This is a genomic window from Halorubellus sp. JP-L1, assembly GCF_011440375.1.
Classification (GTDB): Archaea; Halobacteriota; Halobacteria; order Halobacteriales; family Natrialbaceae; genus Halorubellus.
Genome location: NZ_JAAOIR010000002.1, coordinates 539,235 through 565,939 on the forward strand (window position 1 = coordinate 539,235; position 26,705 = coordinate 565,939).

Annotated in this window: 31 protein-coding genes and 1 tRNA gene; 24 read left to right on the forward strand and 8 right to left on the reverse strand. The window is 69.2% G+C overall.

Annotated features, from left to right (window positions below):
• Positions 1-353: 353 nt before the first annotated feature.
• Positions 354-1,262: an RIO1 family regulatory kinase/ATPase gene (locus G9C85_RS11185; protein WP_166040931.1), complete on the reverse strand. Its 909-nt coding sequence runs from the start codon at positions 1,260-1,262 to the stop codon at positions 354-356.
• A gap of 160 nt (positions 1,263-1,422) precedes the next feature.
• The gene (locus G9C85_RS11190; RefSeq protein ID WP_205254348.1) at positions 1,423-2,208 is read right to left on the reverse strand and encodes an MBL fold metallo-hydrolase; all 786 of its coding nucleotides are present in this window, start codon (positions 2,206-2,208) and stop codon (positions 1,423-1,425) included.
• A 97-nt stretch (positions 2,209-2,305) separates the two neighbouring features.
• Here G9C85_RS11190 and G9C85_RS11195 point away from each other — a divergent pair, with 97 nt between their 5' ends.
• Complete coding sequence (locus tag G9C85_RS11195) at positions 2,306-2,503, forward strand: hypothetical protein (RefSeq protein WP_166039941.1); 198 nt, start codon at positions 2,306-2,308, stop codon at positions 2,501-2,503.
• A 60-nt stretch (positions 2,504-2,563) separates the two neighbouring features.
• Here the strand turns inward: G9C85_RS11195 and G9C85_RS11200 are convergent, their stop codons facing one another.
• A complete protein-coding gene (locus tag G9C85_RS11200; protein WP_166039943.1) occupies positions 2,564-2,812 on the reverse strand; it encodes a hypothetical protein in 249 nt (82 codons plus the stop codon).
• A 178-nt stretch (positions 2,813-2,990) separates the two neighbouring features.
• Here G9C85_RS11200 and G9C85_RS11205 point away from each other — a divergent pair, with 178 nt between their 5' ends.
• From G9C85_RS11205 to G9C85_RS11235, 7 genes are all read left to right on the forward strand, one after another.
• Entirely contained in the window at positions 2,991-3,830 is an 840-nt protein-coding gene (locus tag G9C85_RS11205) for a biotin/lipoate A/B protein ligase family protein (protein ID WP_166039945.1), read from the forward strand.
• Positions 3,831-3,926: 96 nt separating this feature from the next.
• Positions 3,927-4,775, forward strand: a complete 849-nt coding sequence (locus G9C85_RS11210) for a deoxyribonuclease IV (RefSeq protein ID WP_166039947.1) — start codon at positions 3,927-3,929, stop codon at positions 4,773-4,775.
• A gap of 135 nt (positions 4,776-4,910) precedes the next feature.
• Complete coding sequence (locus G9C85_RS11215) at positions 4,911-6,008, forward strand: hypothetical protein (RefSeq protein ID WP_166039950.1); 1,098 nt, start codon at positions 4,911-4,913, stop codon at positions 6,006-6,008.
• A gap of 125 nt (positions 6,009-6,133) precedes the next feature.
• Positions 6,134-6,937: a methyltransferase domain-containing protein gene (locus G9C85_RS11220; protein ID WP_166039952.1), complete on the forward strand. Its 804-nt coding sequence runs from the start codon at positions 6,134-6,136 to the stop codon at positions 6,935-6,937.
• A gap of 141 nt (positions 6,938-7,078) precedes the next feature.
• Positions 7,079-7,948: a helix-turn-helix transcriptional regulator gene (locus G9C85_RS11225; protein ID WP_166039954.1), complete on the forward strand. Its 870-nt coding sequence runs from the start codon at positions 7,079-7,081 to the stop codon at positions 7,946-7,948.
• Between the two features lie 63 nt (positions 7,949-8,011).
• Positions 8,012-9,091 (forward strand): aminopeptidase, encoded by a 1,080-nt coding sequence (locus tag G9C85_RS11230; protein WP_166039956.1) that lies wholly within the window; start codon positions 8,012-8,014, stop codon positions 9,089-9,091.
• 199 nt (positions 9,092-9,290) lie between these two features.
• Entirely contained in the window at positions 9,291-9,449 is a 159-nt protein-coding gene (locus tag G9C85_RS11235) for a hypothetical protein (RefSeq protein WP_166039028.1), read from the forward strand.
• A 158-nt stretch (positions 9,450-9,607) separates the two neighbouring features.
• Here the strand turns inward: G9C85_RS11235 and G9C85_RS11240 are convergent, their stop codons facing one another.
• Both G9C85_RS11240 and G9C85_RS11245 read right to left on the reverse strand, forming a co-directional pair.
• Positions 9,608-10,258 carry a hypothetical protein gene (locus G9C85_RS11240; protein WP_166039958.1) on the reverse strand — a complete coding sequence of 217 codons (651 nt, stop codon included), beginning with the start codon at positions 10,256-10,258 and terminating at the stop codon, positions 9,608-9,610.
• A 107-nt stretch (positions 10,259-10,365) separates the two neighbouring features.
• Complete coding sequence (locus G9C85_RS11245; RefSeq protein WP_166039960.1) at positions 10,366-10,821, reverse strand: DUF4442 domain-containing protein; 456 nt, start codon at positions 10,819-10,821, stop codon at positions 10,366-10,368.
• Between the two features lie 142 nt (positions 10,822-10,963).
• Between G9C85_RS11245 and G9C85_RS11250 the strand changes: the two genes are divergently transcribed.
• From G9C85_RS11250 to G9C85_RS11265, 4 genes are all read left to right on the forward strand, one after another.
• A complete protein-coding gene (locus G9C85_RS11250; RefSeq protein WP_193570698.1) occupies positions 10,964-12,361 on the forward strand; it encodes a hypothetical protein in 1,398 nt (465 codons plus the stop codon).
• A gap of 179 nt (positions 12,362-12,540) precedes the next feature.
• Positions 12,541-13,077, forward strand: coding sequence for a hypothetical protein (locus tag G9C85_RS11255; RefSeq protein ID WP_166039962.1), 537 nt, complete (start codon positions 12,541-12,543; stop codon positions 13,075-13,077).
• 343 nt (positions 13,078-13,420) lie between these two features.
• The gene (locus tag G9C85_RS11260) at positions 13,421-13,609 is read left to right on the forward strand and encodes a hypothetical protein (protein ID WP_166039964.1); all 189 of its coding nucleotides are present in this window, start codon (positions 13,421-13,423) and stop codon (positions 13,607-13,609) included.
• A gap of 2 nt (positions 13,610-13,611) precedes the next feature.
• Complete coding sequence (locus tag G9C85_RS11265; protein ID WP_166039966.1) at positions 13,612-14,172, forward strand: hypothetical protein; 561 nt, start codon at positions 13,612-13,614, stop codon at positions 14,170-14,172.
• Positions 14,173-14,240: 68 nt separating this feature from the next.
• Here the strand turns inward: G9C85_RS11265 and G9C85_RS11270 are convergent, their stop codons facing one another.
• Complete coding sequence (locus G9C85_RS11270) at positions 14,241-14,690, reverse strand: hypothetical protein (protein ID WP_166039968.1); 450 nt, start codon at positions 14,688-14,690, stop codon at positions 14,241-14,243.
• 267 nt (positions 14,691-14,957) lie between these two features.
• Positions 14,958-15,031 (reverse strand) — tRNA-Tyr (locus G9C85_RS11275).
• A gap of 245 nt (positions 15,032-15,276) precedes the next feature.
• On the opposite strand from G9C85_RS11275, the gene G9C85_RS11280 reads away from it, so the two are divergent.
• The 3 genes from G9C85_RS11280 (at position 15,277) to ftsZ (ending at position 17,590) form a co-directional block, all read left to right on the forward strand.
• Positions 15,277-15,972, forward strand: a complete 696-nt coding sequence (locus G9C85_RS11280) for a zinc ribbon domain-containing protein (RefSeq protein ID WP_166039970.1) — start codon at positions 15,277-15,279, stop codon at positions 15,970-15,972.
• 232 nt (positions 15,973-16,204) lie between these two features.
• Complete coding sequence (locus G9C85_RS11285) at positions 16,205-16,378, forward strand: ribbon-helix-helix domain-containing protein (RefSeq protein WP_166039972.1); 174 nt, start codon at positions 16,205-16,207, stop codon at positions 16,376-16,378.
• A gap of 3 nt (positions 16,379-16,381) precedes the next feature.
• Complete coding sequence (ftsZ, locus tag G9C85_RS11290; RefSeq protein ID WP_166039974.1) at positions 16,382-17,590, forward strand: cell division protein FtsZ; 1,209 nt, start codon at positions 16,382-16,384, stop codon at positions 17,588-17,590.
• 105 nt (positions 17,591-17,695) lie between these two features.
• Here the strand turns inward: ftsZ and G9C85_RS11295 are convergent, their stop codons facing one another.
• On the reverse strand, positions 17,696-18,688 hold the full coding sequence (locus tag G9C85_RS11295) for a TIGR00269 family protein (RefSeq protein ID WP_166039976.1): 993 nt from the start codon (positions 18,686-18,688) through the stop codon (positions 17,696-17,698).
• 198 nt (positions 18,689-18,886) lie between these two features.
• Between G9C85_RS11295 and G9C85_RS11300 the strand changes: the two genes are divergently transcribed.
• The 9 genes from G9C85_RS11300 to G9C85_RS11340 all read left to right on the forward strand — a co-directional run bounded on the left by G9C85_RS11300 (position 18,887) and on the right by G9C85_RS11340 (position 26,700).
• On the forward strand, positions 18,887-19,567 hold the full coding sequence (locus tag G9C85_RS11300) for an HAD family hydrolase (protein ID WP_166039978.1): 681 nt from the start codon (positions 18,887-18,889) through the stop codon (positions 19,565-19,567).
• Positions 19,564-20,499: an adenosylcobinamide-phosphate synthase CbiB gene (cbiB, locus tag G9C85_RS11305; RefSeq protein WP_369680800.1), complete on the forward strand. Its 936-nt coding sequence runs from the start codon at positions 19,564-19,566 to the stop codon at positions 20,497-20,499. The genes G9C85_RS11300 and cbiB overlap by 4 nt, the downstream gene beginning before the upstream one ends.
• A complete protein-coding gene (locus G9C85_RS11310) occupies positions 20,496-21,356 on the forward strand; it encodes an adenosylcobinamide-GDP ribazoletransferase (RefSeq protein ID WP_369680801.1) in 861 nt (286 codons plus the stop codon). The genes cbiB and G9C85_RS11310 overlap by 4 nt, the downstream gene beginning before the upstream one ends.
• A complete protein-coding gene (locus G9C85_RS11315; protein ID WP_166040936.1) occupies positions 21,356-21,991 on the forward strand; it encodes an NTP transferase domain-containing protein in 636 nt (211 codons plus the stop codon). The genes G9C85_RS11310 and G9C85_RS11315 overlap by 1 nt, the downstream gene beginning before the upstream one ends.
• Entirely contained in the window at positions 21,988-22,974 is a 987-nt protein-coding gene (locus G9C85_RS11320) for a nicotinate-nucleotide--dimethylbenzimidazole phosphoribosyltransferase (RefSeq protein ID WP_166039980.1), read from the forward strand. The genes G9C85_RS11315 and G9C85_RS11320 overlap by 4 nt, the downstream gene beginning before the upstream one ends.
• 36 nt (positions 22,975-23,010) lie before the next feature.
• Positions 23,011-24,081 carry an aminotransferase class I/II-fold pyridoxal phosphate-dependent enzyme gene (locus G9C85_RS11325; protein ID WP_166039982.1) on the forward strand — a complete coding sequence of 357 codons (1,071 nt, stop codon included), beginning with the start codon at positions 23,011-23,013 and terminating at the stop codon, positions 24,079-24,081.
• Positions 24,078-24,878, forward strand: coding sequence for an adenosylcobinamide amidohydrolase (locus tag G9C85_RS11330; RefSeq protein ID WP_394352736.1), 801 nt, complete (start codon positions 24,078-24,080; stop codon positions 24,876-24,878). The genes G9C85_RS11325 and G9C85_RS11330 overlap by 4 nt, the downstream gene beginning before the upstream one ends.
• Before the next feature lie 503 nt (positions 24,879-25,381).
• Positions 25,382-26,158, forward strand: a complete 777-nt coding sequence (locus G9C85_RS11335; RefSeq protein ID WP_166039984.1) for a P-loop NTPase — start codon at positions 25,382-25,384, stop codon at positions 26,156-26,158.
• On the forward strand, positions 26,155-26,700 hold the full coding sequence (locus G9C85_RS11340; protein ID WP_166039986.1) for a hypothetical protein: 546 nt from the start codon (positions 26,155-26,157) through the stop codon (positions 26,698-26,700). The genes G9C85_RS11335 and G9C85_RS11340 overlap by 4 nt, the downstream gene beginning before the upstream one ends.
• Positions 26,701-26,705: the final 5 nt, after the last annotated feature.

Sequence of the window (26,705 nt, forward strand, 5' to 3'; positions counted from 1 at the left end):
GTGGGGGCTCGCGTCACCTCTCTTGTTCGAAGTAGTGACAGTTATGGGGGCGAACGCCCGAAATCCGCGCCCTGCCCTCCAAACGATCGCTGGTCCTGCATGGCTCCACCTGCTCCCGTCAGCGGCGACGAGGCTTGTGGCGTCGATCGACCATCGCTCGACCACTGACGTGCCCAGAAACAGGGAGTTCTCCGAGGACAGCCCCGTGCCGTTCGAACGTGACGGGAACAACCGGCGTTCGAGCGCGCGAACCAGGGATTCGAGCGTGTGAAGTCGGGGTCGAGCGAGTTCGTCGAGGACGAGTATCGGTGGCGAACTAGCGCGGTCGACGAAAACCGGTCGCGGGAGTCGATTCAGGGGACGTGTTCGCGCACGGTCTCGAACTCGCTCGCGACGAGCGCGTCCACGAGGTCGCCGCGGTCGAGTTCGGGGACGTCGCTCGGGTACTTGCGCTGGAAGTACCCGACGATGTTGTCGACGTCGCGCGCGAGGAACTCGCGCGCGTTCTCGTGATCGGCGGGGACGGCCTGTGGCCAGTCGAACACCGTCACGCCCGATTCGGCGAGGAAGACGTTGTACTCGCTCATGTCCGCGTGCACGAACCCGGCGTCGTACGCGGTCGCCATCTCCGAGAGCACGAGATCGAGGACGCCGACGACCTGCGCGGACTCCACGCGCGTCCGCGCCAGCTCCACGCCCTCCATCTTCTCCATCACGATCGCGTGTCGGTTGTGGTCGACCGGCCGCGGCACCGCGACGTCGGGATACAGCGCCTCCAGGCGCTCGAACTCGCGTTCGGCGGCCTTCCGCGCGGTGTACAGCCAGGAGACGTGGTCGCGGTCGCTCGTGTAGTCGCGTTCCTTCATCACCTCGCGGAAGTTCGTGTACCCCTCGCGGTGGTACTTCAGCGCCATCGGCTTGTAGGACTGCACCTCGTACACGTCCGATTCCTTCCCGACGCCGAGACTCGACCCGAACCCCTGCACGGTGTCGCGTTCCGCGAACGTGTGCAGGGCGAGGGCGTCGTAGCCCTCCGGCGTGAGCTTGTAGCCCTCGTACTGGATCGTCTTCCGCTGGATCAGGCTCCGGTCGAGACAGCGGTCCAGGCGGTACTCGACGTTCTCGGCGGTCAACCCCGAGAAGTCCGGGAGCTTCCCGCGCTGCACCCACTCCGAGAACCGCATCCCCTGCTCGACACCCGACAGGAGGTTGAAGTCCTCCTGTTCGAGGTCGACCATCATCGGCGCGACGTTCTGGACCATCGCCTGCCCGTAGTCGGGCGAGATGGAAAAGCCTCCCGTCACGCACCCTCGACATAAGTGATAAACCAGCTAGTGCGATACGAAATACGGTGGCGGCGGCCCAGGTCGGGACGTCGGTAGAGGTTCGAGGTGTGACTCGCGGGGACAGCGGCCGTCAGGATCAGATCGTGTACGTCTCGAAGTCTGCGCCGAGTTCGTAGCCCCGGTCGGCGACGTCGGCGGCGAGGGTGGCGGTGTCGCGCTCGAGGTGGTGTTCGTTGACGTGGACGAGGACGGTGCGGTGGGCGGCGGCGTCGGCGACGGGAGCGTCGGTGGTGTCGAGTTCGTCGAGCAGGTCGGGTGAGACGACGCTCGTCGCTTCCAGTATCGCAAGGTCGGCGTCGCGGTAGCGGTCGCCGCCGGGTCGGTCGGGGCACCACGTCCCGAAGTCGGGGGCGTAGACGACGCTGGCGTCGCCGGTCTCGACGCGGAACGCGACCGTGTCGAATGCGGGTCGGTCGTGAGCTACGGGGATCGGCGTGACAGTGGCGTCGCCGACCTGGACGGGGACGCCGTGTTCGAGCGTGCGTTCGTCGAAGGCGTCGTCGAGGTACGGCTTCTCCCGCGAGAAGCGCTCGCTCGCGGTCTCGGTCCGGTAGAGGCGGTCGCCGACCCGGTCTGCGACCATGGCGATGTCGTCGATGCCGCCGACGTGGTCGTGGTGCCAGTGCGTGAGGAACGTCGCGTCGACGCTGCGAACGCCGCGGTCGCGGACGCCGTCGCGGAAGTCCGGTGGCGCGTCGAACAGGAGGGTGGCGGCGTCGGTCTCGACGAGCAGGCCGCAGCGGCGGCGGCGCGCGCTCGCGCCGGCGTCGTCGAGGTCCCGGAACGGGGCGGGGACGCCCGTGATGTCGCCGGTACCGAGGAGCGTGCAGTCCATGCGGTCGGCGTCGGAATCGCCCGACATAGGCCTACTGGTCGTCGCCTGCGACCCGAACCCATACTGATTAGGTGGTGTGGTCATCCCGACGCGGCCGATTCGTGCGAGTAGGAGGTATCATCCAATGTCGAAGTCTCGGTCCGGCACGGACTACGGTGCACTGTTCGAGAAGTTGACGGGCGAGACGGAGGTCGTGGAAGAGCAGGACGCCGCGGAGGCCAACGGCGAGCGCGAGGTCGCGGACGACCTCTCGTCGTCCATCGACGAGGCGATGCGCGAGGACGGCCTCGACGAAGCCGTCGCCGATCCCGACACGGAGTAGCGACGAGCGTTCCCTCCTGGCGGTTTCACCGGTGGTCGGGATCTGCCGTGACGACCGGGGTCAGGGACCGAGCGATCCGTCGGTGAACCGACGAAGCAGCAGTTCGACGCCCAGGCCGATGGCGACGGCGACGAGCGCGAACGCGAGGTAGCCGCCGACGAGCGTCGCTGTTGCGACGCCGACGTTCCCCGTGGCGATGGCGGCGACGCAGAGGACGCCCGCGAGCGCGAGGACCGGTGCGACGAGCAACCGGATCGCCCAGTGCGCGTCGAGGAACCCCCGGACGTTCTCGACGTGATACCGAAGCATACACCGACGTCGAGCCGCTCAGGTGATAAGTCTTCTCTCGAGTCATGTCGTCCGTTCGGAGATGGACGTGGTTCGCTATCGTCCGTTCGTGGTGGCGTCGAGTGTTCGTGGTGGCGTCGAGTGTTTGTGGTGGCGTCGAGTCCAAATCCATATGCTGCCCGTGGGCGAACTCGCGGCCATGAGTTCGCTCGAGGACGGGGACTGGCGGTTGATCCGGGAGGAGGCCCGGGACGGGGCGACGAACATGGCGCTGGACGAGGTCGCGGCGCGGACCGCGGTCGACGACGGCGTCCGGACCGTTCGCGTCTACCGCTGGGAGCCGAGTTGCCTCTCGATGGGGTACCGGCAGGCCGCCGACAGCGTCGACTGGACGTACTGCGAGCGCGAGGGGATCGACGTGACGCGCCGCCAGACCGGCGGTGGCGGCATCTATCACGACTCGTACGCCGACGTCTCCTACAGCATCGTCGCGCCCGCCGCGGAACTCCCCGGGGACCTCATGGACTGCTACGAGCTGCTCTGCGAGCCCGTCCTGGACGCGATCCGGAGCGTCGGCGTGGACGCCGACTTCGCGGACCGCGAGTACGAGAGCATCCACGAGCCGTCGTGTTATCTGCGGGGCATCCATCCCGCGCACGACGTGCTCGCGTACGAGAGCGACGAGGAGCATCGAAGCGGCCGGAAGCTCTCGGGGAACGCGCAGTACCGCCAGCGGGACGCCGTCATCCAGCACGGCTCGATCTCGTTCGATCACGCGACCGAGAAGCACCTCGGCGTGTTCGCGGACCACGACGTCGCGCCCGCGGAGTTCCGCGAGCGCGTGACGAGCGTGCGCGAGCAAGCGGGCGTGGACCGCGACGCGTTCGTCACCGCGCTCGAGGATCATCTCGCGGACTGGTGCGACGCCGACCCCGGCTCTTGGCGCGACGACGAACTCGACGCCGCCGCCGACCTGGCCGCCGAGAAGTACGACGCCGACGCGTGGCTCCGCGAGCGGGACGCCCCGAACGCTCGCTGAACGGCCTCGGGTCCGCGCGAGCGCACTCGCGCTCGCGACCCTGCAGCGCGGGCCGGTTCCGAAGGCACTTTGACGCGCTGTCTCGTCGCTCCGGCCATGCTAAAGGTCGGTGCGCACGTCTCCATCGCCGGGGGCGTCGACAACGCGGTCGAGAACCAGCTAGATATCGGTGGGAACTGCGGGCAGATCTTCACGCACTCCCCGCAGGTGTGGGACCACGGGAGCATCGAGGACGAGGAGGCGGCGGCGTTCCGCGACGGCACGGCGACGTCGCTCGAGGGGCCGTGGGTCATCCACGCGTCGTACCTCGTGAACCTCTGCACGCCGAAGGACGGCCTCCGCGAGAAGTCGATCGACTCGATGCAGCAGGAGGTCGACGCGGCGGAAGCGCTCGGTATCGACTACGTGAACGTCCACCTGGGCGCGCACACGGGTGCGGGCGTCGAGGGCGGTATCGAGAACGCCGCGAGCGCGCTCGACGAACTCGACGTTCCGGAGGGCGTGACGGTGCTCGTCGAGTCCGACGCCGGCAGTGGGACGAAGCTCGGCGGGCAGTTCGAGCACCTCGCGAGCGTCCTCGAGCAGTCCGAGCAGGACCTCGACGTCTGCCTGGACACCGCGCACATGTTCGCCGCGGGCTACGACCTCTCCTCTCCGGAAGCAGTCGAAGCGACGATGGCGGAGTTCGACGACGTCGTCGGGTTCGAGCACCTCGAGTGCGTGCACCTGAACGACTCGAAGCACGCGTGCGGGACGAACAAGGACGAGCACGCGCACGTCGGCGAGGGCCTGATCGGCGCCGAGGGCATGCGTGCGTTCGTGAACCACGACGCCATCGTCGACGGCGAGATCCCGCTCGTTCTGGAGACGCCGACGGAGGACGGGAAGAGCTTCGCGTGGAACGTCGACCGCGTGCAGGAGCTCCGCGACGACCACGACGCCTGAGGGCGATCGAGGAGTACGAGGATCGAGAGCGAGAGAACCGTTCGGGGGACTCGCCGCTCGTTCCCGCATCGCGTAGATGAAAGCGCGGATTCAGTTAGCGCGGGCTCTTTCAGCCGTGACCCGCTACCGGTGGGTATGTCAGAGGGTGGCTTCGGTCCGGGGGCGCAGGCGGTCGTCGTGCTGTGTGCGCTCGCGGCGTTCGCGCTCGCGACGACGGCGGCCGTGGTGGCCGTCGGCGTCGGGCCGATCGCGGACGTGGTGCCGAACTCGTCGGATTCGGTGCCGGACCAGCCGGGTGACGTCGTCGACGATGGAGAGGCGGCGGACGCGACGGTGTCGGGTCGCGTCGCCGCGCCTGATGGTGGGGCGGCGGCGAACGCGACGGTGGTCGTCGCCGAGCACCCCGAGTCGCTGTTCGCGAACGCGACGCCGTCGGAGCTCGCGTCGGTCGTCGACGGCGAGTCCGGCGCGGACCTGTGGACGGCGCGGACGGCCGTGAACGGGTCGTTCGCCGTGGACGTCCCGGACGGCGAGTACGACGTCATCGCGTTCCGGGACGGGAACGTCAGTCGCGTGCGGACGGTCGAGGTGTCGGGCGCGACGGTCGTCCCGCTGTCGCTCCGCGAGGACCGCCGGCTCGCGTATCGCGCGAGCGGCGAGACGGTCGCGCCCGGCGAGAACGCGACCGTCGCGGTCGCGGTGTACAACCGCGACGACGACGCGGCGACCGCGTCGGTGTCGTTCTTCCCGCTCCCCTCGGGGTGGACGGTCGTCGGGTTCGAGGGGTCGGCGTCGAGGGTCGTCGAGCGCTCGCGGACGTTCGCGTTCGAGAACGTCTCCGCGGGCGCGCTGGCGCGAGCGGAACTGGTCGTGCACGTCCCCGAGAACGCGACGCGCGGCGAGACGTACGCGATTGGCGCGTCCGCGAGCCGGCCGATCGGGGAGGACGGGAGCGGGGTCGTGCGCTGGCGCGGGAGCGCGGACGTCGTCGTCGCCGGGAACGGGACGAGCACGTCGGCGGAAAGCGCTGGGTCCAGCGGCGACGCGGCGTCCGGCGGCGGCGACGGTGCGTCCGGCGACGGAGAGGGAGCGACCGCGAGTGCGGCGTCGACGAGTGACGACTCGGCGCTCCCGTCGCTCCCCGGCCGTACCGTCCCCGGGTTCGGGGTGGCGCTCGCGCTCGCCGCGACGACGCTCGTCATCGCCGCCGTCGCCGCGAGACAGCAGGCCTGAGCGGCTCCCGGGGTCGTGCGCGACGGCACGCGGGGCGCGACGGTTCGGGCGGCACGACGCCACGCCACGCCTGGACGGCCGCGTGGACCGACTCGCTTTTGCCGGACGCTCTCGGACGTGGACGCGTGCGACGATTCGACGAGACGTACCTCGAACGCACGCGCAGCGGGATGTGGGCGGACTCCGTCGCGGCGCTGGACGCGCTCGACCTCCCGGGCCGCGAGCGCGTGCTCGACGTCGGCTGCGGCACCGGCGAGTTCTCACGCGTGCTCGCACGAGAGACGCCCGGGGAGGTCGTCGGGTGCGACGCCGACCCCGACCTGCTCGCGGTCGCACGCGAGCACGTTCCCGTCGTCGCCGGGGACGCGACGCGGCTCCCGGTCCGCGACGGCGCGTTCGACCTCGTCGCGTGCCAGGCGCTCCTCGTGAACCTCCCCGACCCCGCAGCCGCCGTCCGGGAGTTCGCGCGCGCCTCCAGCGACCTGGTCGCGGTCGTCGAACCGGACAATGCCGCCGTCACCGTCGAGTCGACCGTCGAGACCGAACCGGGACTCGCCAGGGCCGCTCGCGCCGCGTACATCGCGGGCTCCTCGGTCGACCCCGCGCTCGGCGCGGACGCCGCCGGCGTCCTCGAAGACGCCGGTCTCGTCGACGTCACCACGCGCCGGTACGATCACACGCGCACCGTCGAGCCGCCGTACGACGACGCCGACCTCCAGGCGGTCGCGAAGAAGGCCAACGGCGCCGGGCTCGCGAGCGACGCCGCGAGCCTCCGCCGGGTGCTCTCCGACGGCGAGTACGACGACCTCCGCGCGTCCTGGCGCGAGATGGGCCGCGAAGCCGCAGCGCAGACCGCCGACGGCGACTACCGCCGAACGGAGACCGTCCCGTTCTACGTGACGACCGGCCGCGTTCCCGGCGACGACTGACGGCGGCTCGGTTCGGGCGCTCTCGGCGACGACTGACGGCGGCTCGGTTCGGGCGCTCTCGGCGACGACTGACGGTGGCTCGACTCGGCACTCCCCGCGTGCGTCGGGGGATTTTTGACGGATGGCGTCCACCGGGCAGCCATGGCCGACGACAGCGTCTCGGACGCGTTCGCCGCGCTCGGCGACGCGACCCGCGTCGCCATCCTCGAAGCGCTCGTCGACGAGCGGCGCGAGAACCCCACGGACCCGGGGCTGTCGTTCAGCGCGCTCCGGGAGCGCGTCGGCGTCGCGGACTCCGGGCGCTTCAACTACCACCTGGGGAAGCTCCGCGGGCAGTTCGTCGAACTCGACGACGGCACGTACTCGCTGACGGACGTCGGGAACGAGGTCGTCGGCGCCATCCTCGCGGGCACGTACGACGACGCCGCGGACCTCGAGCCGACCGGGCTCGGCGACGATTGCCCGCTCTGCGAGCGCGAACTCTCCGCGCGGTTCGAGGACGGCGTCCTCACCGTCGAGTGCGACGACGAACACTCGCTGCTCGTGACGACCGTCCCGCCCGCGGCGGTCGCCGACCGGACCGTCGCCGAGCTCGTCGCGTTCGCCGTCCGGACGACGTACGCGCGCCTGGACCTCGTCACCGCCGGTATCTGCTCGGAGTGCTACGGGCCCGTCGACGCTACGGTCGACGCGACCGATGCGGACGACGACGCGCTCCCCGAGTACGGGTACCGGACGACGTGCCGGCGCTGCGGGTACACCACGCGGTCCGCGGCGGCGGTCGCGGCGCTCCGCGAGCCCGCGTTCGTCTCGTTCTGTCACGACCACGGCGTGAACATCCGCGACCGCTTGCCGTGGACGCTCCCCGGGATCGTCGACGGCGAGACGCTGCAAGTCGCCGACGACCCGCCGCGCTACAAGGCCCGCATCGAACTCGACGGAGACGTGCTCGTTCTGGAACTCGACGGCGAGGGCGAGGTCGTCGACGCCACCCGGGAGCGAACGGAGTGAAAGTATTCGAACAGAAGGCGCGTTCTGGAAACCCTTAATTGGGAGACGCGAGTCCGTCGTCCTATGGACCCACGCATCGAGCAGCACGCCGAGGTCATCGTCGAGCACTCAACGAGCGTCGAGGCGGACGACAACGTGCGGGTCGTCGCGCCGGCCGTCGCGGAGGACCTCGTGGTCGCGATCGCGGAGAAACTCGGCGAGAAGGGCGCGAACCCCGCGTATCATCTGCGGAGTCCGCGGGCGTCGCGAGCGTACATGCGGGCGGCGGACGAGGACTCGTTCTCGCTCGCCGACCACAGGCTCGCGGAGATGGAGGAGACGGACGTCGTCGTCCTGATCCGGGGCGACGAGAACACGAGCGAGACGGGCGACGTCGACCCGGCGAAGGTGGCCGCCGCGTCGAAGGCGGGGAAAGCCATCCAGGAGGAACGGATGGACACGCGGTGGGTGGGGACGCAGTATCCGGCGCCGGGGAACGCCCAGGACGCGGAGATGAGCACGGAAGCGTACGCGGACTTCGTGTACGAGGCGGTGAACAAGGACTGGGACGCCCAGCGCGAGCACCAGGCGCAGATGGTGGAGATCCTCGATCCCGCGGACGAGGTCCGCATCGTCTCCGGGGAGACGACGGACCTCCGGATGAGCGTCGACGGGATGGTGACGGCGAACGACTACGGCGAACTGAACCTCCCCGGCGGCGAGGTGTACACGGCGCCGCGACCGGAGAGCGTCGAGGGCGAGGTCCTGTTCGACATGCCGCTGGTTCGACAGGGTCGCGAGATTGAGGACGCGCGCCTCGTCTTCGAGGAGGGCGAGGTCGTCGAGTACGAAGCCGCGAAGAACGAGGACGTCCTCGGGGCGGTGCTGGACACCGACGACGGCGCGCGTCGCCTCGGCGAACTCGGCATCGGGATGAATCGCGACATCGACCGGTTCACGTACAACATGCTGTTCGACGAGAAGATGGGCGACACCGTCCACCTCGCGGTCGGGAAGGCCATCGAGCACACCGTCCCGGACGGCGAACCGTTGAACGAGTCCGCGACGCACATGGACATGATCGTCGACATGAGCGAGGACAGCTTCATCGAGGTCGACGGCGAGGTCGTCCAGCGCGACGGGACGTTCCGGTTCGAGGAGTAGCGAGGCGACGCAGTCGCCTCGAATCGGAACGGGGAGCGAAGCGACCCGTGAGTGGGCGAGTTCGACGCCGACGCCTGACCGGAGAGGGCGTTCGACGCCGGGACCCACCCCGTCGAGCGCCGTCGACGCCGAGACCTCCCGCGGCGTCGATTCTCGCCCGAGTCGAGAGGCCTTTGTAGCGGCCACGCCGCGTTCGAGTATGGTCACACCACTGCATCTCGGTCTCGAACACCCCAGCCTGCTCTGGATAGTACTCGCGGGTGTCGTCGCGTTCGCGGCGGGACTCGGCGTCCGCATGCGTCGAGCGCGACGCGACGATGCATCACCCCCGGATACTGCCGTCGTCGACGCCGACTGACGGCGACTCGGCGCTCCCGCAACTCGCGGTCCCAGTACAGTTTCCGGCTGACCCGAAGCGACCCTTCGCGTTCACTTTTCGAAGCGATCCTTCGCGTGCACTTTTTCACCCATGTTTTGCGCGCCGCGACCGAAGGGAGCGGCGCGACAAAAGATGGTCTATACGACGTCGCCGCGGACGGTCGCGCCCTCCTGCTGCTCGCGCCACGCGTGCAGGTCGCTCGCGGCGGCCTGTGATTCCTCCTCGTCGAGTCCGAGCATCTCGAGGGCGCGCGAGAGCGTCGGGAGTGCGAGCTCGCCCTCGCGGAGCTTGCCCATGGCTTCGTCGCTGCGCTGGCCCTCGGCGTACAGGCAGACGCCGCGCGGGTCCAGGAGCTGCGTCCAGTCGCCGCGTGTCTTCGCGCCCTCGAGGCGCTGCGTGACGTTGTCCTCGAAGCTGGCGTTACAGACCTCGAGGTGGATGGGTTCGTCGTCCTCGAGGAGGTGCGCGGCGAGACAGCGCTCGGGGGCGGCGTGCCCGTTCGCGTTCGCGCGCACGAGCTCCGGGTGCTCGTCGGCCCACTCGGCGCGAACGGTCTGGCCCACGCCCTGGACGCCGAGTTCGCGCTCGAACTCGTCCGCGCGGTCCGCGTCGCCACGCATGAGGATGTCCTTCGTCACGTAGACGTCCAGTCGGTCGACGGGGTCGAGACCGAGCGCGACGTCGCCGTACACCCACACCTCGCGGACGGGCACGGGCATCGTCTCCGACTCGACCGCGTCTACGATCTCCGCGACGCGGTCCAGGGCGTCGTCCCGGGAGAGACTCATAGCTCCCGGTAGCCAGTCCAGCGTCAAGAACGGCCCGCTTCGTGCGACCGACGCTCCCGCCGTCGTCCCGCCTCGCGCCGCCGTACTGCGCGGCCGATACAACCGTCTCAGCGCTTCGCGACGTGCACGACGTTCTCGACGGTCGCGTGCACGACCCCGTCCTCGTCCACGACGTCCACCTCGTAAGCGCGATTCACCGCGCCGTCCTCGTCGACCGCCGCCTTCACCGCTGCGACCTCCGCGTCCTCCAGCTCGAACCGCGCGTACAGGTCGGTCCGCCCCGGCTTCACGAAGTCGACGGTCGCCTCGGTGTCCCACACCGCGTACTCGTCCTCGTCGAGGTTCTTGATCAGGAGCATCGCGTGCATCGGGTCGCACGCCCCGTAGATCGACCCGCCGAACGTCGTCCCCATGTAGTTCCGCGTGCGCCACGAGTAGGGAATCTCGACGCGGATCTCCTGCCAGTCCTCGCGGATGTACCGGACGCGACCGCCCGTGCCGCGATAGACCGGGAAGAGGTTGAACTTCAGTCGCGCCAGTCGCGTTCGCCAGGACTCGCTCATTGCCACGCGCTCATAGCCACACGAGCACGAGCGCGGACGTGAACGCTATGGAACGCGGAGCGCGCCGCGTCGCGTTCCCGATTGTGCGGACCACCCCTTCGCCGCACAAGCCTCAAGCAACAGTCGTTCGTACGACGAGGGAGTGGGGTCGAAGCGTGCCGTCGCCGGCGCACTCGTTGCTCTCGCAGCGCTGGCGCTCGCGACCGCTGGCGGGCTCGCGGTCGCGGACGTCGACGGCGACGGCGTGCGGTCGCTCTCCGAACTCGACGCCGGCACGGACCCGCTGGTGGCGGACTCCGACGGCGACGGGCTGGACGACGGCGCGGAACGCGACGCCGGCACGAACCCGCTGGTGGCGGACTCCGACGGCGACGGGCTCGGGGACGGGCGCGAAGTCCACGATCTCGGGACGGACCCGCTGGCGACCGATACGGACGATGATGGACTCGCGGACGGCCGCGAAGTCGAGTCGACGGGTACCGATCCGCTGGTCGTCGACACGGACGGCGACGGGCTCGGGGACGACCGGGAAGTCACCGCGATCGGAAGCGACCCGACCGAGGCAGATACGGACGGTGACGGCCTCCGGGACGGGCGCGAAGTCCGCGACCTCGAGACCGATCCGACCGAGGCGGACACGGACGGCGACGGACTCGCGGACGGTCGCGAGGTCGAGGTCGTCGGCACCGACCCGACGGTCGCGGACACCGACGGCGACGGCCTCGACGACGGCGTGGAGGCGGCGGAAACCGGCCCGCTCGCGGCCGCGGACCCGCTCGCGCGCGACGTCTTCGTCGAACTCGACTACATGCGCGGCGAGCGCCCGGACCCGGACGCCGTCGCGCTCGTCGTCGACCGGTTCGCGAACGCACCGATCGAGAACCCGGACGGGTCCACGGGCGTCGCGCTCCACGTCGTCGTCGACGACGCCATCCCGAGGGAGCCGACGACGAGCGAGTTCGACAGCGTCCGCCTCCGGCTCTCGCACTTCGACAACACCGCCCGCGGCTACCACCACGCGATGGTCGTCGCGGACGCCCGCGCGACCGGCGAGTCCGTCGCCGGGTTCGCGACCACCGGCCACGTCGTCCTCCAGACCCACGGCGACGACGGCGACGCGTACACCACGCGCGGCCAGGCGCACGTCCTCATGCACGAACTCGGGCACTCCCTCGGGCTCTCCGCCACCCGCTACGCCGGCATCGACTCGCACGCCGTCCCCTACGACGACTACGAGAGCACCATGAACTACAACTCGCCCTGGGAGGCAGTCACGTACAGCAGCAGCGGCGCGTTCGACGACTGGGCGTACCTCGACAAGCACATGTACGCCCCGCCAGCGTGGCGCCTCCCCACCGCCCGGAACGCGAGCGCGACCACGAGCGCGAGCGCGAACGAATCCACCTCAACTGCGAGCTCCGTCCGGGCGTCCCCGAACTCACCCACCGACGCTTCGGCGATCACGCCCTCATTCAGACTTGGTCAGGATACGCTTCGAACTCCATTTCCGGTACGTCTACATCGCGGTCAGAAATGCTAGCAATCACCGGTCTTGACTTCCAAAACAGAGTCATATCGGGACGGTTCTGTCCGACTCTCGGTGCCTTCCCGGACGATGCATCGTAGAAACAGCCGTTAGGCCCATCTTCTCCATTTATCTACCCATATACAATTCTCCCAGCCACTACAATTAAATTGTACTCTCCGAAATCAGATGATGTGCGAACGATTCCCCGCTGGTCAAAACGGTTGGCAATTGTACTTCCTACGGTTCCTATTCTCGGACTCCCTCTATTGGATTTAGTTGTGTGCGATATTGGGCGCATGTCCGGATTCTTTGGGCTTGTTCTGAACGTTATCGGTGCTGTAATAATAGCTCTGCCTGACGTGCCAAGACTCGACCAGTACGCACTTCCCCGTGATCTCCGGCACTCTTGGAGAACATTTCAGGATAATAAACAGCTGACTCCAACAGATAAGGGATTTGAATCGATGGTAGAGTTGATAAACCGACAAAACGGTAGACTGGATTATGACCGCTCCTGCAATCTCCTTAATATTGATTACAAGGTATACGGGAACCCCAGCATCTCGGCAGGATTTGTGGAGGATGACGGCAAACCTCCGCGATATAAGATAGCTGATTGGGTTACTATGCAGATGTGGATTGAAGATGTCCGAGATAATGTACGAGCATCAGGATTTATTATATTTATGTCCGGATTTATGTATCAGATGTTGAGCTACCTTCTTTGAATGTTCTGTCTCTACCGATTTCTGTTCCTGCACTGTGTCCAGATTTCCTGCCATTCTCGGACAGTCGAACTCACTAATCGCTGGTTCAGGGTGAGTCGGCCGCCCAGCGTGTTGTGAATCGGCTTCCTTCCGCTGTCCCCCAATTCGGGCCGTGTAGATTGGGCAATCGACACGGGCCGATTCTGTGCTGGATGCAGATCGACCTGAACCGTCAGAGCATACAGTACAGCGTTTGAAACCCGAGATTATGAACGGTCAAATCCTTATATTACCCTCCAACTCGTGGCGATAGATGCGATGTACAAGCGAACTAAGGTGATTGGCGCAACGAACGGAGGCATGCATGAGTAACATAGTTGAAGGAGTGGAGGGTGTGATCGCGTTCGTCGTGAGCGGGTTCATACTCATTCTGATGGGCTCGGCGGTTGAATCCAGCTCGGTGCTTTACAATCTCAGCACCTTCGGCCTGTTCATGATCCTGCTTGGGGCTGTACTGGCAGTCGGGATTGTCGCAACAATTATAGGGAAATAACGATGGGGGTCAGAGAGTATCTTAAGGAAAAGAAGGAGGGTCGAATCACTGACGAGAGGATACTTAATGTCATTCGAGAGAGTAATGCTGGTTTCGTTGGTACAACTGAAGTCAGTGATGACGATCGAGTCGATTTGAAAGAGGATGCAGTCCGTAATCGTTTGGAAGATCTCGAGAAAGAAGGTAGGATCCATCAGAAGCGAATCGGGCATCCGGAAAGAGGGAATCTGGCTTGGTATTTGGCGGATGACGAGCGCGATCGCCCTGTCTTAGCAGAACGCTATTGGTTTGCTCGGGTTTGTGAAGAAGGGCGGGTGATTTCAGGGAACGTGCTGCGTATCGGTGGTGTCGCTGCATTAGCTGGAATGATGATGATTCTATTATCCATCAGCGCCGACCTTTTTGACCTTCAATTTGCCCTCGTTCAGCCATCGACAGCGGGGAGTGTCGGCTTTGCCTTAGCGATTGCAGGATTCTCGAACGTTATGATTGGAGGTGGATTTAAATTTGGTCTGAGCTTTACTGAGGCAGTCGTTACCCGCCGGTCGTCTTCGAGAAGTTGAATCTAGGACTTTGGCTGGAAATCGCTCGGCATCTAAGGGGGTTCCGAATGGCTGAGGATAAATGACTCTCACGATTTGAAGACTTGAGCGTACGGAACCTTGTGTTGATACTTGAACTCCTGATGACCCGCCTCATTCCAGCCGTCGACGAGCGTTCGCTGTACTGTCGAGGGTTTCATTCGGCGTAGTCTAACGACGCCGTCGTTGTGGTCGTAGAGCACGAACACGACCCAGGCGACGCCGCTTGCGTCGGATGCGCGGAGCGAGCGGAGTTGGTCGCGTCGGAGTCGAAAGCGTCCGTTCGCGCTGTAGGTGTCGCCGATCTCGGAGTGCGTGGATTTCACTTCGTACTTCGCACCGGTCGATTCGAGCATGCCGTCGTACCACTCGGCGTCGTCGGGCCGGTGCGTGAAGCCGTAGACTGCCGCCGCAATCTCTTCGGCGAGCGTCGCGGAGTCCTCCTCGAGCTGTCGGCGTTCGCGACGGGACAGGTCGCGGAGTGGAACCGTCTTGCTCATGACCCACTCGTGGCATCGCCCTGGTCGTCGTCGGTCGCGTCGTCGTAGTCGGTGACGGTCGCGGGCTTCGTGTCGAATCCAATCTACCACGCGCACGCGTCGACAACTCAACCACGGTCAGGAACGAATACAATACACCAGAACTGACTCTCCCCGATTCGAAACGCGCGAGACTTCCTTCGGTCGTCTCACTGGTCCCGCTCGCGGTGCTCGCGGGGACGGGGGACAAGCCGACCACTCTCGGGTACGAATCGACTTCAGAGAAGGTCCGCCCTCCCCGATTTGAACGGGGGGCAAGTCGATCTACAGTCGACTGCTCTACCAGTCTGAGCTAAGGGCGGATGCATTCATTGGTTGGTCCTCGGGCGATTATAAGGGTTTTCTTTCGATGTGGGGTGCGGCGGGCGGATGCGTGGCACGGAGTGACTGCTCTGGCGTCGACGCAGCGACTGTTTGGGCGTCGACAGAGAGGACTGCTGGTGGGTCGACGGAGCGACTGCTTGGGTATCGACTGAGTGGTGGGGGACCCGGCGTGCGACGGGTAGGAAAGTTGAAATAGGATGCTTGTGTTTGTGGGGCACGCCAGATGAGTAAGATAACCGTCCGCGCGGACGACGACCTGGTCGCGCAACTGGAGGCCCTGGAGGCGTCCAAGAGCCAGGTGGTTCGCGAGGCGCTCCGGGCGTACCTCGACGACGGGTCGAGGGCGTCGGGTCGCCTGACGGACGGGGAGGTCATCGAGGACGCAGACGGTGGTGCTGTCGCGGGCGACGACGGGACGCTCGACGCGCTCGTTCGCGAGCGCGTGGACGAGATCGTTGCCGAGCGCGTCGACGCGGCGCTGTCGGCGCGCGGCGTCGGGCGGCGGGCGTCGCCGCAGGACGTCAACGTCACCATCGCGGTCGAGGGTGCGGTGTCAGACATCGAGTCGTCCACGGGTGGCGTGGACGCCTCGGGAACGAACGGCGAGGAGTCGACTGCGGCGTCGGACGGTGACGGGTCGACTGCTGCGTCGGACGCGGACGAGTCGGCGCCGTCGGACGTGGACGAGGAAGACGTGTCGGACGCCTCGCGCGCGCCGGAGTCGGCTGGCGAGGCGTCGTCGTCGTGCGCGCAGTGCGGCGAGGCGCTCGATTCGGAGCACGTGTACTGCCCGAACTGCGGGGAGAAGACGTCCCGTCGGGCGTTCTGCGAGTGCGGGGACGAGCTGCGATCGGACTGGGCGTTCTGTCCGGGCTGTGGTCGTCGGACGCCCGCCGCCGACGTCCTCGAACCGGAGTAAACGCCGTATACGCGGGGTAGCGGTGGCTGGTGGTGGGTTCCGTACCAATTCGAAACCCACCGGCGGTAGTTTTATTACGTATGACACTGTGATTACAGTCGCGTAAGACGGTCGTCTTACAGGCTCCCTCAGGTGGTGCGTATCGGGCCGCCCTCACGGGGTTTCGCCGTGTAAGACAAAGTGCGTGGGACTCTCACGCGTGCCGTCTTACCCAAAGGGGAAACTACGAACCATGGAGCGTGTGACACTGCGCATTCCGAAACAGCAGATCGATGAGGTCGAACAGATGGTGGAGACGGGAGAGTTCCCGAATCGCTCGGAAGCGATCCGCTCCGCCGTGCGCGAGATGCTCAACGAACAGAGCGATCGCGCGGACAAGAACAACCGCAGCTGGGCGAAGGTGTAGACGATGCAGGATATAGTTCAGGACGCCCTCGAGAACGAGGAAGAGGAGAAGAAGAAACAGCAGGACATCGATGGCGGCGACTTCGGTGACCCGCGCATCGTGATCGTCGGCGCAGGTGGCGCCGGCAACAACACCGTCAACCGGCTGTACAACATCGGCGTCGAAGGCGCCGAGACGATCGCGATCAACACGGACAAACAGCACCTGAAGATGATCGAGGCCGACACCAAGATCCTCGTGGGGAAGTCCCTCACGAACGGACTCGGTGCCGGTGGCGATCCGTCGATGGGCGAGCGCGCCACGGAGATGGCCCAGGGCACGATCAAGGAGGTCCTCGGCGAAGCCGACCTCGTGTTCGTGACCGCTGGCATGGGTGGCGGGACCGGCACCGGCGCCGCGCCCGTCGTCTCCAAGATCGCCAAAGAGCAGGGTGCGATCGTCGTCGGGATGGTCTCGACGCCGTTCAACGTGGAGCGCGCGCGGACGGTGAAGGCCGAGGAAGGCCTGGAGAAGCTCCGCGAGGAAGCGGACTCCATCATCGTCCTCGACAACAATCGACTGCTGGATTACGTCCCCAACCTCCCGATCGGGAAGGCGTTCTCCGTGATGGACCAGATCATCGCGGAGACCGTCAAGGGGATCTCGGAGACGATCACGCAGCCGTCGCTTATCAACCTGGACTACGCGGACATGACGAGCATCATGAACCAGGGCGGTGTGGCCGTGATGCTGGTCGGCGAGACCCAGGACAAGAACAAGACGCGCGAGGTGGTGAACGACGCGATGAACCATCCGCTGTTGGACGTGGACTACCGTGGTGCATCCGGTGGTCTCGTTCACATCACTGGTGGACCGGACCTCACTCTCAAAGAGGCGGAGGGCATCGCGGACAACATCACCGAACGCTTGGAGGCGAGCGCGAACGTCATCTGGGGCGCGCGCATCCAGGAGAACTACAAGGGCAAGGTCCGCGTCATGGCGATCATGACGGGCGTGCAGTCCGCGCAAGTGCTCGGACCGAGTACGCAGAAGCAAGCGGACAAGTCCCGGCAGGCTATCGACGGCGTGGATGGCGTCGGTGGCGGCCAGGAGCCCGAGTTCGACGCGAGCCAGAACGTCTCCGGCGAGGGGTCGTTCGGTCAGTCTGGCGCGCAGAGCGACGGCGGGCGGAGCGAGGTCGAGCAGAACAACGGCCTGGACGTCATCCGCTGACGGTTCCGGGCTCGAAGCGGTCAGACGCGGACTTCTCTCCGTTCTCGGTCGTCGAGCGACGCGACTATCGCGTGTTCGATCGACGCGACCGTCGACCCACGGCGTTCAGGCGTCGAGTGCGTCGAGCAGCTGGCACTTCCGGCAGACGTCGCGCGTGGTCGTGGACCCGCATCGCTCGCAGTCGCCAAGGTCGGCTTTCTCGCGGGTGTCTTCGGCGTCGCTGTGGTGTTCGCTGGCGACGATGCCGGCGAGTTCCTCGTAGCCCGCGAGGATACTGTGCCGTGTTCCGGGGTGGTTCTCTTCGAGGCCGTGGAGGAGTTCCTGTATCTCGCCCCTGTAGGCTTCGCTGGCGTGCGGGCACTCCGTGATGTGCGCGGGCAGGTCGCGGAGGTGACAGTAGAGCGCGACCTCCTTCTCGGGGACGTCCCGGAGGGGTTTCGCGCGCGGCACGAAGTTCTCCTGGTCTTCGCGCGTCGGGCCGTCGTCGTCGCCGAACGGCCCGAGGCTGGCGTCGAAGTGCTTCGCGATCTGGGCGACGTCGCCCTCGAGGAAGTTCATGAGCGCGGTCTGGGCCTCGTCGTCGAGATTGTGTCCCGTCAGGAGCTTGTCAGCGCCGTACTCGTCCGCGTACTCCTCTAAGAGGTCTCGGCGGAACACGCCACAGTACGCGCACGCGGCCATTCCCTCGGGGTCGTCCTCGACGACGTCGTCCATCTCCACGCCGAACTCCTCGCTGTACGACACCACCTCGTGCCGGATTTCGAGGTCCTCGGTGAGTTCCAGGCAGGCGTCGACGCTCTCGTCGCGGTATCCCTCGATCCCCTCGTGGATCGTGAGCGCGACGATCTCGATCCGCGGGTCCTTGGCGAACGTCTCGTGCAGGATCTGCGTCAGTACGACGCTGTCCTTCCCCCCGGAGAGCCCCACCACCCACGTCTCGGGGTTCTCCGGCGTCGCGTCGCGCGGCACGAGTCCGTCCTCGCGGACGCGCCGTCGAACGCGACGCTCGACGGACTCCGCGAAGTGCGCGTCGCAGAGGTGCGCCCCCGAGTACGCCGCGTGCATCACCGCGTCCCGCTCGCACTTCGAACACTCCATTCGCCCCGAGATATCCGTCCTGGGGGGAAACGGGTTTCGTTCGCGCCGCGCGCGGCCATCACGGAGACGTGCCGAACGGGCGGCCTGGGGCCAGGCGGATGCTGGTGGAATGGGTACCGGTGGAACCGGCGGCCTGGCGGCCGCCGGATGCTGGCACAGTCAGCAACGTTCAAGTCCACTTTCGCCGAGTAAACTACAGTGGCAGTATCGTTCGACCTGTTCGGGACGCTCGTCGACGTGACTCGCCCCGACGACCCCGCCGAAGCGGTCGCGCGCGAACTCCGGGAGCGCGACGTCGCGGTCCCCTATGATTGGGGGGCGGCGTACCGCGAGGTGCACGTGGACGCGCCCGAGGGCGCCGAGGTGCCGTTGCCGGCGCACGTCGCTCGCGCGCTGGCGAGCCGTGGCGTCGACGCGCCCGGGAACGCGCCCCGTCGCGCGGTCGTCGCTGCGTTCGACCCCGACGTCACCGTCCGTCCTGGCGCGCGCGAGGCGGTCGCGGCAGCACGCGAGCACGGGCCCGTCGCCGTGTGTTCGAACTGCGCGGTCCCCGGGCTCGTGCGGACGACGCTCGTCCGCGCGGACGTGCGCGAGGAGTTCGACGCGGTCGTCGCGAGCGCGGCCTGCGGGTGGCGCAAACCCGACGCGCGGGTCTTCGAGCGGACCGCGGACGCGCTCGACTGCGACCCCCGAGACCTCGTGCACGTCGGCGACGCGGACGCGGACGCCGGCGTCGAGGACGTCGGCGGGCACTTCGTGGACGTCCGGACGGTTCCGCCGGCCGAGCTCGCCGACGTCGTCGCGTCGTTCGCCGCGAGCGCCGACACCGGAGGCGACGAAGCGAGCACTGACCGGACCGACGAGGGGGGGTCGCGGTGAGCGCGCTCGCGGCGGTCGTCGTGGTCGCGGCGGCGGGCTTGGACGCGGCGGTCGGCGAACCGCCGGATCGCCTGCATCCGGTGGCGTGGTTCGGGCGCGTCGTCGCGCTCGCGGACCGCGAGTGGGAGAACCCCGCGCTCGCGGGCGCGGCGGTCGCGGTCGCGCTCCCGCTCGCGGCGGCCGCGCTCGTCGCCGGCGTCGTGCTCGCGGTCGGGTACGTGCACGTGGCGCTGTCGGTCGTCGCGGCCGTTTTCGCGCTGTTTACGGCGACGAGCCGCCGGATGCTCCTCGCGCTCGCGCGGGACGTGGTGGCGGCGAGCGAGACCGACCTCGCCGTGGCGCGCGACGCGCTCCGCGGGCTCGCGGGGCGGGACGCGAGCGCGCTCTCGCCGGCGCAGGTGCGGTCGGCGGCCGTCGAGTCCGCGGCGGAGAACCTCGCGGACGGCCTCGTCGCGCCCCTGCTCGCGTTCGCACTCGCGCTCCCGTTCGGGGTCGCGGCCGGGGCGGGCGCGGCGGCGTGGGTGAAGGCCGTGAACACGCTCGACTCGATGCTCGGCTACCCCGGGAAACCCCACGGGACGGCGAGCGCGCGCCTCGACGACGCGGTGATGTGGGTGCCGGCGCGGCTATCCGCCGGCCTGCTCGCGTTCGCTGGCGGGCGACCGGGCGCGCTCGCCGCGGCTCGCGAGTGGCTCGCGGGCGTGCCGTCGCCGAACTCCGGGTGGCCGATGGGGGCGCTCGCCGGGACCGTCGGCGTGCGACTGGAGAAACCCGGCGTCTACGTCCTGAACCCAGAGGAGCCGCTACCGTCGGCGGCGGTCGCCCGGCGCGCGCTCGCGGTCGTCGACCGCGCCGGCTGGCTCGCGGTCGCGTCCGCGGCGGCGCTCGCGCTCGCGGTGCCGACGCCACCGGAGGTGCTCGCGCTCCCGTGACGGGCGTCCTCGCGACCGGCGTCCGGGCGTTCGCGGGCGCCCTCGGCACGGGAGTGCGAGCGGTCGCGGGCGCGCTCGGGTTCCTGACGCGCGTCCCGGTGGGTCGCGACGGGGACGCGTGGGCGGCGTTCGCGGCGCACCCGGCGGCGGCGGTCGTCCCGGGGTACGTCGTCGGCGCGCTCGCCGGCGCGGTCCCGGCGCTCGCGCTCGCGTTCGCTCCCGGCGTGCCGGCGGCCTCGGTCGCGCTCGCGTACGTCGTCGGCGTTTACGCGCTCGTCGGCATCAACAACCTCGACGGCGTCGCGGACTGCGGGGACGCGATGGTCGTCCACGGCGACGCCGAACGCCGGCGCGACGTGCTCGCGGACACGACGACGGGCGTGGGGGCGCTCGCCGCGGTCGCGCTCGTCGTCGCCGGGCTCGCGCTGGGCGCACTCGCGCTCGCCGGCACCGACCCGCTCGTCGCGTTTGCGGTCGCGCTCGCCGCCGAGGTCGGCGCGCGGACGGGGCTCGCGGCGCTCGCCGCGGTCGGGGATGCACCCCACGACGGCCTCGGGCGCACCATCACGGACGGCGTCGGCCCGGGAACGCTCGTCGTCGCGCTCGCGCTCGCCGTACCAGCGCTCGCCGCACCCGCGGTCTCCGTGCCGCTTCTGACTGACAGTTCGAACGAAGCAGTCGCCGTCGCGGTCGCTGCGCTGGGGGCGTTCGCGGGCGCGCTCGCCGGAACGGGCGCGGTCGGCGCGTGGGCGCAGCGTCGCCTCGGCGGCCCGAGCGGCGACGTCTTCGGTGCGGCGACCGAGGTGGCGCGCGTCGTCGGCCTCCACGCGGGGGTGATCGCGTGGACGCTCTCGTGATGTGCGGCGGCGCGGGCACGCGCCTGGACGTCGACGTCGAGAAGCCGCTGTTCGAGGTCCGGGGGCGGGCGATGGTCGACCGCGTCGTGGACGCGCTCGACGCCGCGGACGCAGTCGGGGGCGTGTACGCGGCGGTGTCGCCGCGGACGCCCGCGACCCGCGAGCACCTCGCCGCGCGCGACGACGTCGCGGTCGTCGACACGCCCGGCGACGGCTACGTCGCGGACCTCGACCGCGCGCTCGACGCCGTCGGACGGCCCGCGGTGACCGTCGCCGCGGACCTCCCGCTGCTCGCGCCCGAGCACGTCCGGCGGGCGCTCGACGCCCGCGACCGGGCTGGACGCGAGCGTGCCGACCGCCAGCACGACGTAGCCGCCGACGCGGACGCACCGAACGCCTCGCTGTCGGTGTGCGTCCCGGTCGCGCTCAAGGAGCGACTCGGGGCGAGCGTCGACTCCTCCGTCGACGGCCTCGCACCGACGGGTTTGAACGTCGTCGACACCGGAGGAGACACAATGCATACGACCTACGACGCTCGACTGGCCGTGAACGTGAACAGGCTCGCAGACGCCGACCTCGCCGCTGCGCTCGCGGGGCCGGACGAGACGTCGTCGCGCACGGAGGGCGAGCGATGAGGGTCGTCCTCGCGGCGGGGTCGACGGAGACCGCGCGCATCGAGGGGCTCAGTGCCGCGGGCGCGGACGCGGAGGCGATGGCGCACACGCCGGGTGCGGACGCGGAAATCCTCGCGTACGGGGATGTCGTTCGCGCGCCGTCGGTGCCGGTGTCGCCGACGGGGACGCCGACGCCGGCGGTCGTGACGCGCGCCGCGCGCGAGGTCCTCGGGTTCGACGCGACGGTCGTCGACGCCGGCCTCGTGGAACCGACGGGCGCGCCGACCGTGACCGTCGGTGCGCGCGCCGGTGGAGACATCCGGGAGGCCGACCCGGTGTCGACGGCCCCAGGCGCGTACGCGGCGAGCATCCGACTCGGGCGTTCGCTCCCCGACGACCACCTCGTGCTCGCCGAGACCGTCCCGGGCGGGACGACGACCGCGCTCGGCGTCCTCCGGGCACTCGGTGAGGACGTCTCGGTGTCGTCGTCGCTCCCGACGAACCCCATCGAACGCAAGCGCGAGGTCGTCGCCGAGGGTCTCGCGGCGAGCGGGCTCGACGCCGGGGACTGCGAGGGCGACCCGCGCGCGGCGGTGCGGCGGATGGGCGACCCGGTGCTCGCGACGCTCGCGGGCGTCGCGACTGGCGCGCTCGACGCCGGGAAGCGCGTGACGCTCGCGGGCGGCAGTCAGCAGCTCGCGGTCGCCGCGCTCGTCCGCCACGGCGGCGCGACCGGGCCACTGGACGTGGCGACGACGAGCTACGTCGCGGACGACGACGGCGTCGCGTTCCGCGAGACCGCTCGTCACTTCGACTGCGAGCCGACCGTGACCGACCCGCAGTTCGACCGCGCGCACGTCGGCTTCGGCGGGTACGTCGGCGGCGAGGCGAAGGAGGGCGTCGGCATGGGTGGCGCGCTCGCGCTCGCGACGGAGACCGGCGACCTCGCCGCGGTCCGCGAGCGCTCCCTCGCCGTCTACGACCGCCTGACGGAGGGCGAATGAGGGGGTCGCGACTGCGCTCTGGAGAGGTGCGTGCGCGTGCTCCCTGAGGCGGTCGACGACGCCGAACGCGTCCCCCACGGCGGGACCGGGGACCGCGACCTCCTGGAGTTCTCCGCGAACGTCAACCCCGAGCGGCCCGACGGCGTCCGCGCGACGTACGCGGACGCGCTCGACGGAGCCGACCGGTACCCGGACGACGACTACCCCGCGTTCCGCGCGGCCGCCGCGGCGTACGCGAGTCGCGCGTCCGAGCGCGACGTCGAACCCGCCGATGTCGTGCCGACGCCCGGCGGGCTCGCCGCCATCCGGCTCGCGATCGCGACGACCGTCGAACCCGGCGACCGGGTCGTCGTTCCCACGCCGTCGTTCGGCGAGTACGTTCGCGAGGTCGACCTCGCGGGCGCCAGCGCCGAGTTCGTCCCGTACCGGGAGGTCGTCGACCTGGACGCCTCGGCCCTGGCGTCGGTCGCGCTGGTGATCGCGTGCAACCCGAACAATCCGACGGGGGACGCGTACGACGCGGACGCGCTCCGCGCGCTCGCCGCTCGCTGCCGGGATGCGGACACCGTCTTGCTCGTCGACGAGGCGTTCCTCGGATTCGCCGCGGAGCCGTCGCTCGCGGGCGAACCGGGCGTGATCGTCGCGCGTTCGCTCACGAAGCTGTTCGGGCTCCCGGGCCTGCGCGCGGGGTTCGCGGTCGCGACCGGACGCGAGCGCGACCGGCTGGCGACGGCCCGTCGCGCGTGGAACCTGGGCGCGCCCGCGGCGGCTGTCGGCGCACACTGCCTGCGCGACCGCGCGTTCGTCGCCGCGACCCGCGAGCGCGTCGCCGCCGAGCGCGAGCGCATCGTGGACGGTCTCCCCAGGGGCGTCGACGCGGTCGCCGCGGAAGCTGGTCGCGACGGCGTCGCACCGTTCGTCCTGCTCGACGTCGACGCGACGGGGCTCGCGGCCGACGCGGTCGTCGCCGGCTGCCTCGAGCGCGGCGTCGCGGTCCGGGACGCGACGACGTTCCGTGGCCTGGACTCGCACGTCCGCGTCGCCGTCCGTACCCCCGACGAGAACGACGAACTCCTGTCCGTGCTCGCGGCGGTGGTCGAGTCGTGACCGGCGAGGAGCCCTCCGCGGAGTCGCCGCTGTTCGACGCGGCGATCCGCGACGATGACGTCCTCGAACTCGCACGCCAGGATACGACGTGGCTGTCGACGGGCTGGCGCGGCGGGCGGACGACGGCGGACGCGGCGTACTGCCTGACGGTCCCCGAGGGCTGGGCGTGCGAGGACCTCGCGTGGTTCGTCGACGATCGACTCCGCGAGCGCGACGTCGACCCCGAGCGGGTCGCGGCAGCGGCCGGCGGGGACGCGCCCGTGCTCCTCACTGGCGTCGCGATGCGCCACGCACGCGGCGCGCGCCTCGGCCCGGTGGAGGCGTACGCGACCGCGGGCGTCTCGAACCCGGCGGCGCTCCCCACGGAGCCCGACGCGCTCCGGGAACCAGCCGTCGCGAACGGCGGGGACGGCGAGCGAGACGACGGCCTGCCGGACGGCGAGTACGTGCCGGGGACGGTGAACGTCGTCGTCGGCACGACCCGCGACCTGGCGCCGGGGGCGCTCGCGAACCTCGTCGCGGTCGCGGCGGAGGCGCGCGCGACCACGCTCCTCGACCGCGTCGGATTTCCAGGGACGACGAGCGACGCGGTCGTCGCCGCGTGCGACCCCGACGGCGACCCGGCGGCGTTCTCCGGGAGCGCGACCCGCGTCGGCGCCGCGGCACGCGCCTGCGTCCGGGAGGCCGTCGGCGCCGCGCTCGACGCGCGCTACCACGAGGACGACCCGCCGGCGTCGGTCGACGACGCCCGGTACGGGGTCCGAAACGACTCCAAAGCAATCGTCTTCGAGCCCTGAACGGGGCGAGTGCGGTGCGTCGGTTCGCGAGCGAGTGGGCGCGCGGCTCTTTTTTCAGAAGAGCGAGGGACCGAACCCGGCGAGGGCGTCCTGGCAGTCGTCGAGGCTCCGCGAGTCGACGACGTTGCCGAGGACGACGAAGCGGCGCGCTGGCATCGTCCCTGGACTCAAACGCGAACGGGTCAAAACTCGTCCTTCAACTCTGAAGTGTTGACAGCTGATACAGTTGCAGTGTCGGCTCGCCGACCCGCCGTCGGATTGCCATTCGCGACTTGCGTCGCGGATATCCGTCGGTTGATTTTCCACCCCCTGGCCACAAACTATACGTGAGGCCGCGGTGAGAGATACGGTAGTCGAGGGGTGGACTCTCGACGTGTCACGCGCTCCGGTCCGAGTGGCCGACTGCTCTCCCCTTCGTCGGCGCACTCGGTGGCCCCGTGGGTGGGGTCGTCGTTTCTTTCGAACACCGAAACCGCTTAGAAACTCCGTCGGGTAGGTGTCGTATGGTCGAAGCCATCGCCGTCGCGAGCGGGAAGGGCGGCACCGGGAAGACGACCGCCACGCTCGCGCTCGGGATGGCGCTCGCCGACGACGGGCACGACGTCACGGTCGTCGACGCCGACACCGGCCTCGCGAACCTCCTCTTCCACGCCGGCCTCGACGACGCGCCGACGACGCTCCACGACCTCCTCGTCGGTGACGACGACGTCGCCGTCGCCGACGCCACCTACGACCGCTTCGGGATGGCCGTCGTCCCCTGCGGCACCGACCTCGCGGCGTTCGAGGCCGCCGATCCCGACCGGCTCGCCGACGTCGTCGAGGAACTCGCCGGCGACACCGACGTCCTCCTCCTGGACTCGCCCGCGGCACTCGGCTCGAAGTCCGCCGTCCTCCCCGTCGTGCTCGCCGACCGCATCGTGGTCGTCCTCCAGCCGACGATCCCCGCGCTCAGCGACGGCCTGAAGGTCCACGAGTACGCGCAAGCGTACGGTACCGACACCGCGGGCGTCCTCTACAATCGCGTGCACGACCCCGGGGACGTCGACGGCGTCCGCGAGCAGACCGAGCGGTACTTCGACGCGCCCGTGCTCGGGAGCGTCCCCGCCGCCGACGCCGTCCGCGAAGCGAGGGCGGCGGGCGAACCGCTGCTCGCGCACGCGCCGTCGTCGCCGGCCGCGGCCGCGTTCCGCGACGCCGCCGCCGCGATCGACCTCGCGGACGGCGACGAGGACGCGGTCGCCGACCGGTTCGCGAGCGCGGTCGTCCCCGACCGGCCATGAAGCTCCCGCGCGGCGACCTCGTCGCGTCCCGCGTCGTCGACGACCACGCGGACGCGCTCGCGGACGCCCTCGACGAGACGCTCTCGGGGTACGTCGTCCTGGAGCCGAGCGCGACCCTCTTGCTCGGCGACGACGGTGCGGGCGTGCTCACCGTCCGCGACGGCGTCCCCGTCCTCGCCTCGCACACCGGCACCGGGAGCGGCGGCGCGAGCGCGCTCGCGGACCTCGCCGGCCCCGGCCCGGTGCAGGTCGAGTACCGCGCGGTCGACGCCGACGCGCTCGCGGGCGTCCACGACGCGGACGGCGTCGACGCGCTCGCGGTCCCGCCCGGCGAACCGGCGCGCGTCCTCGCGGGCGACGACGCCCTCGCCGACCGCACCCGGGACCGCGCCGACCCCGACCATCCCGGTCGCGACCGCGAAGCGGACCCGCTCGCCGCGTTCCTCGACGACCCCGAGCGCGTCGAGGCGCTCCGCGAGGACGCCCGCGCGGAGGCCGAACGCCGCGCCGAGGAGTGGGGGTTCGCCGACGAACTCTCCTGACGGCC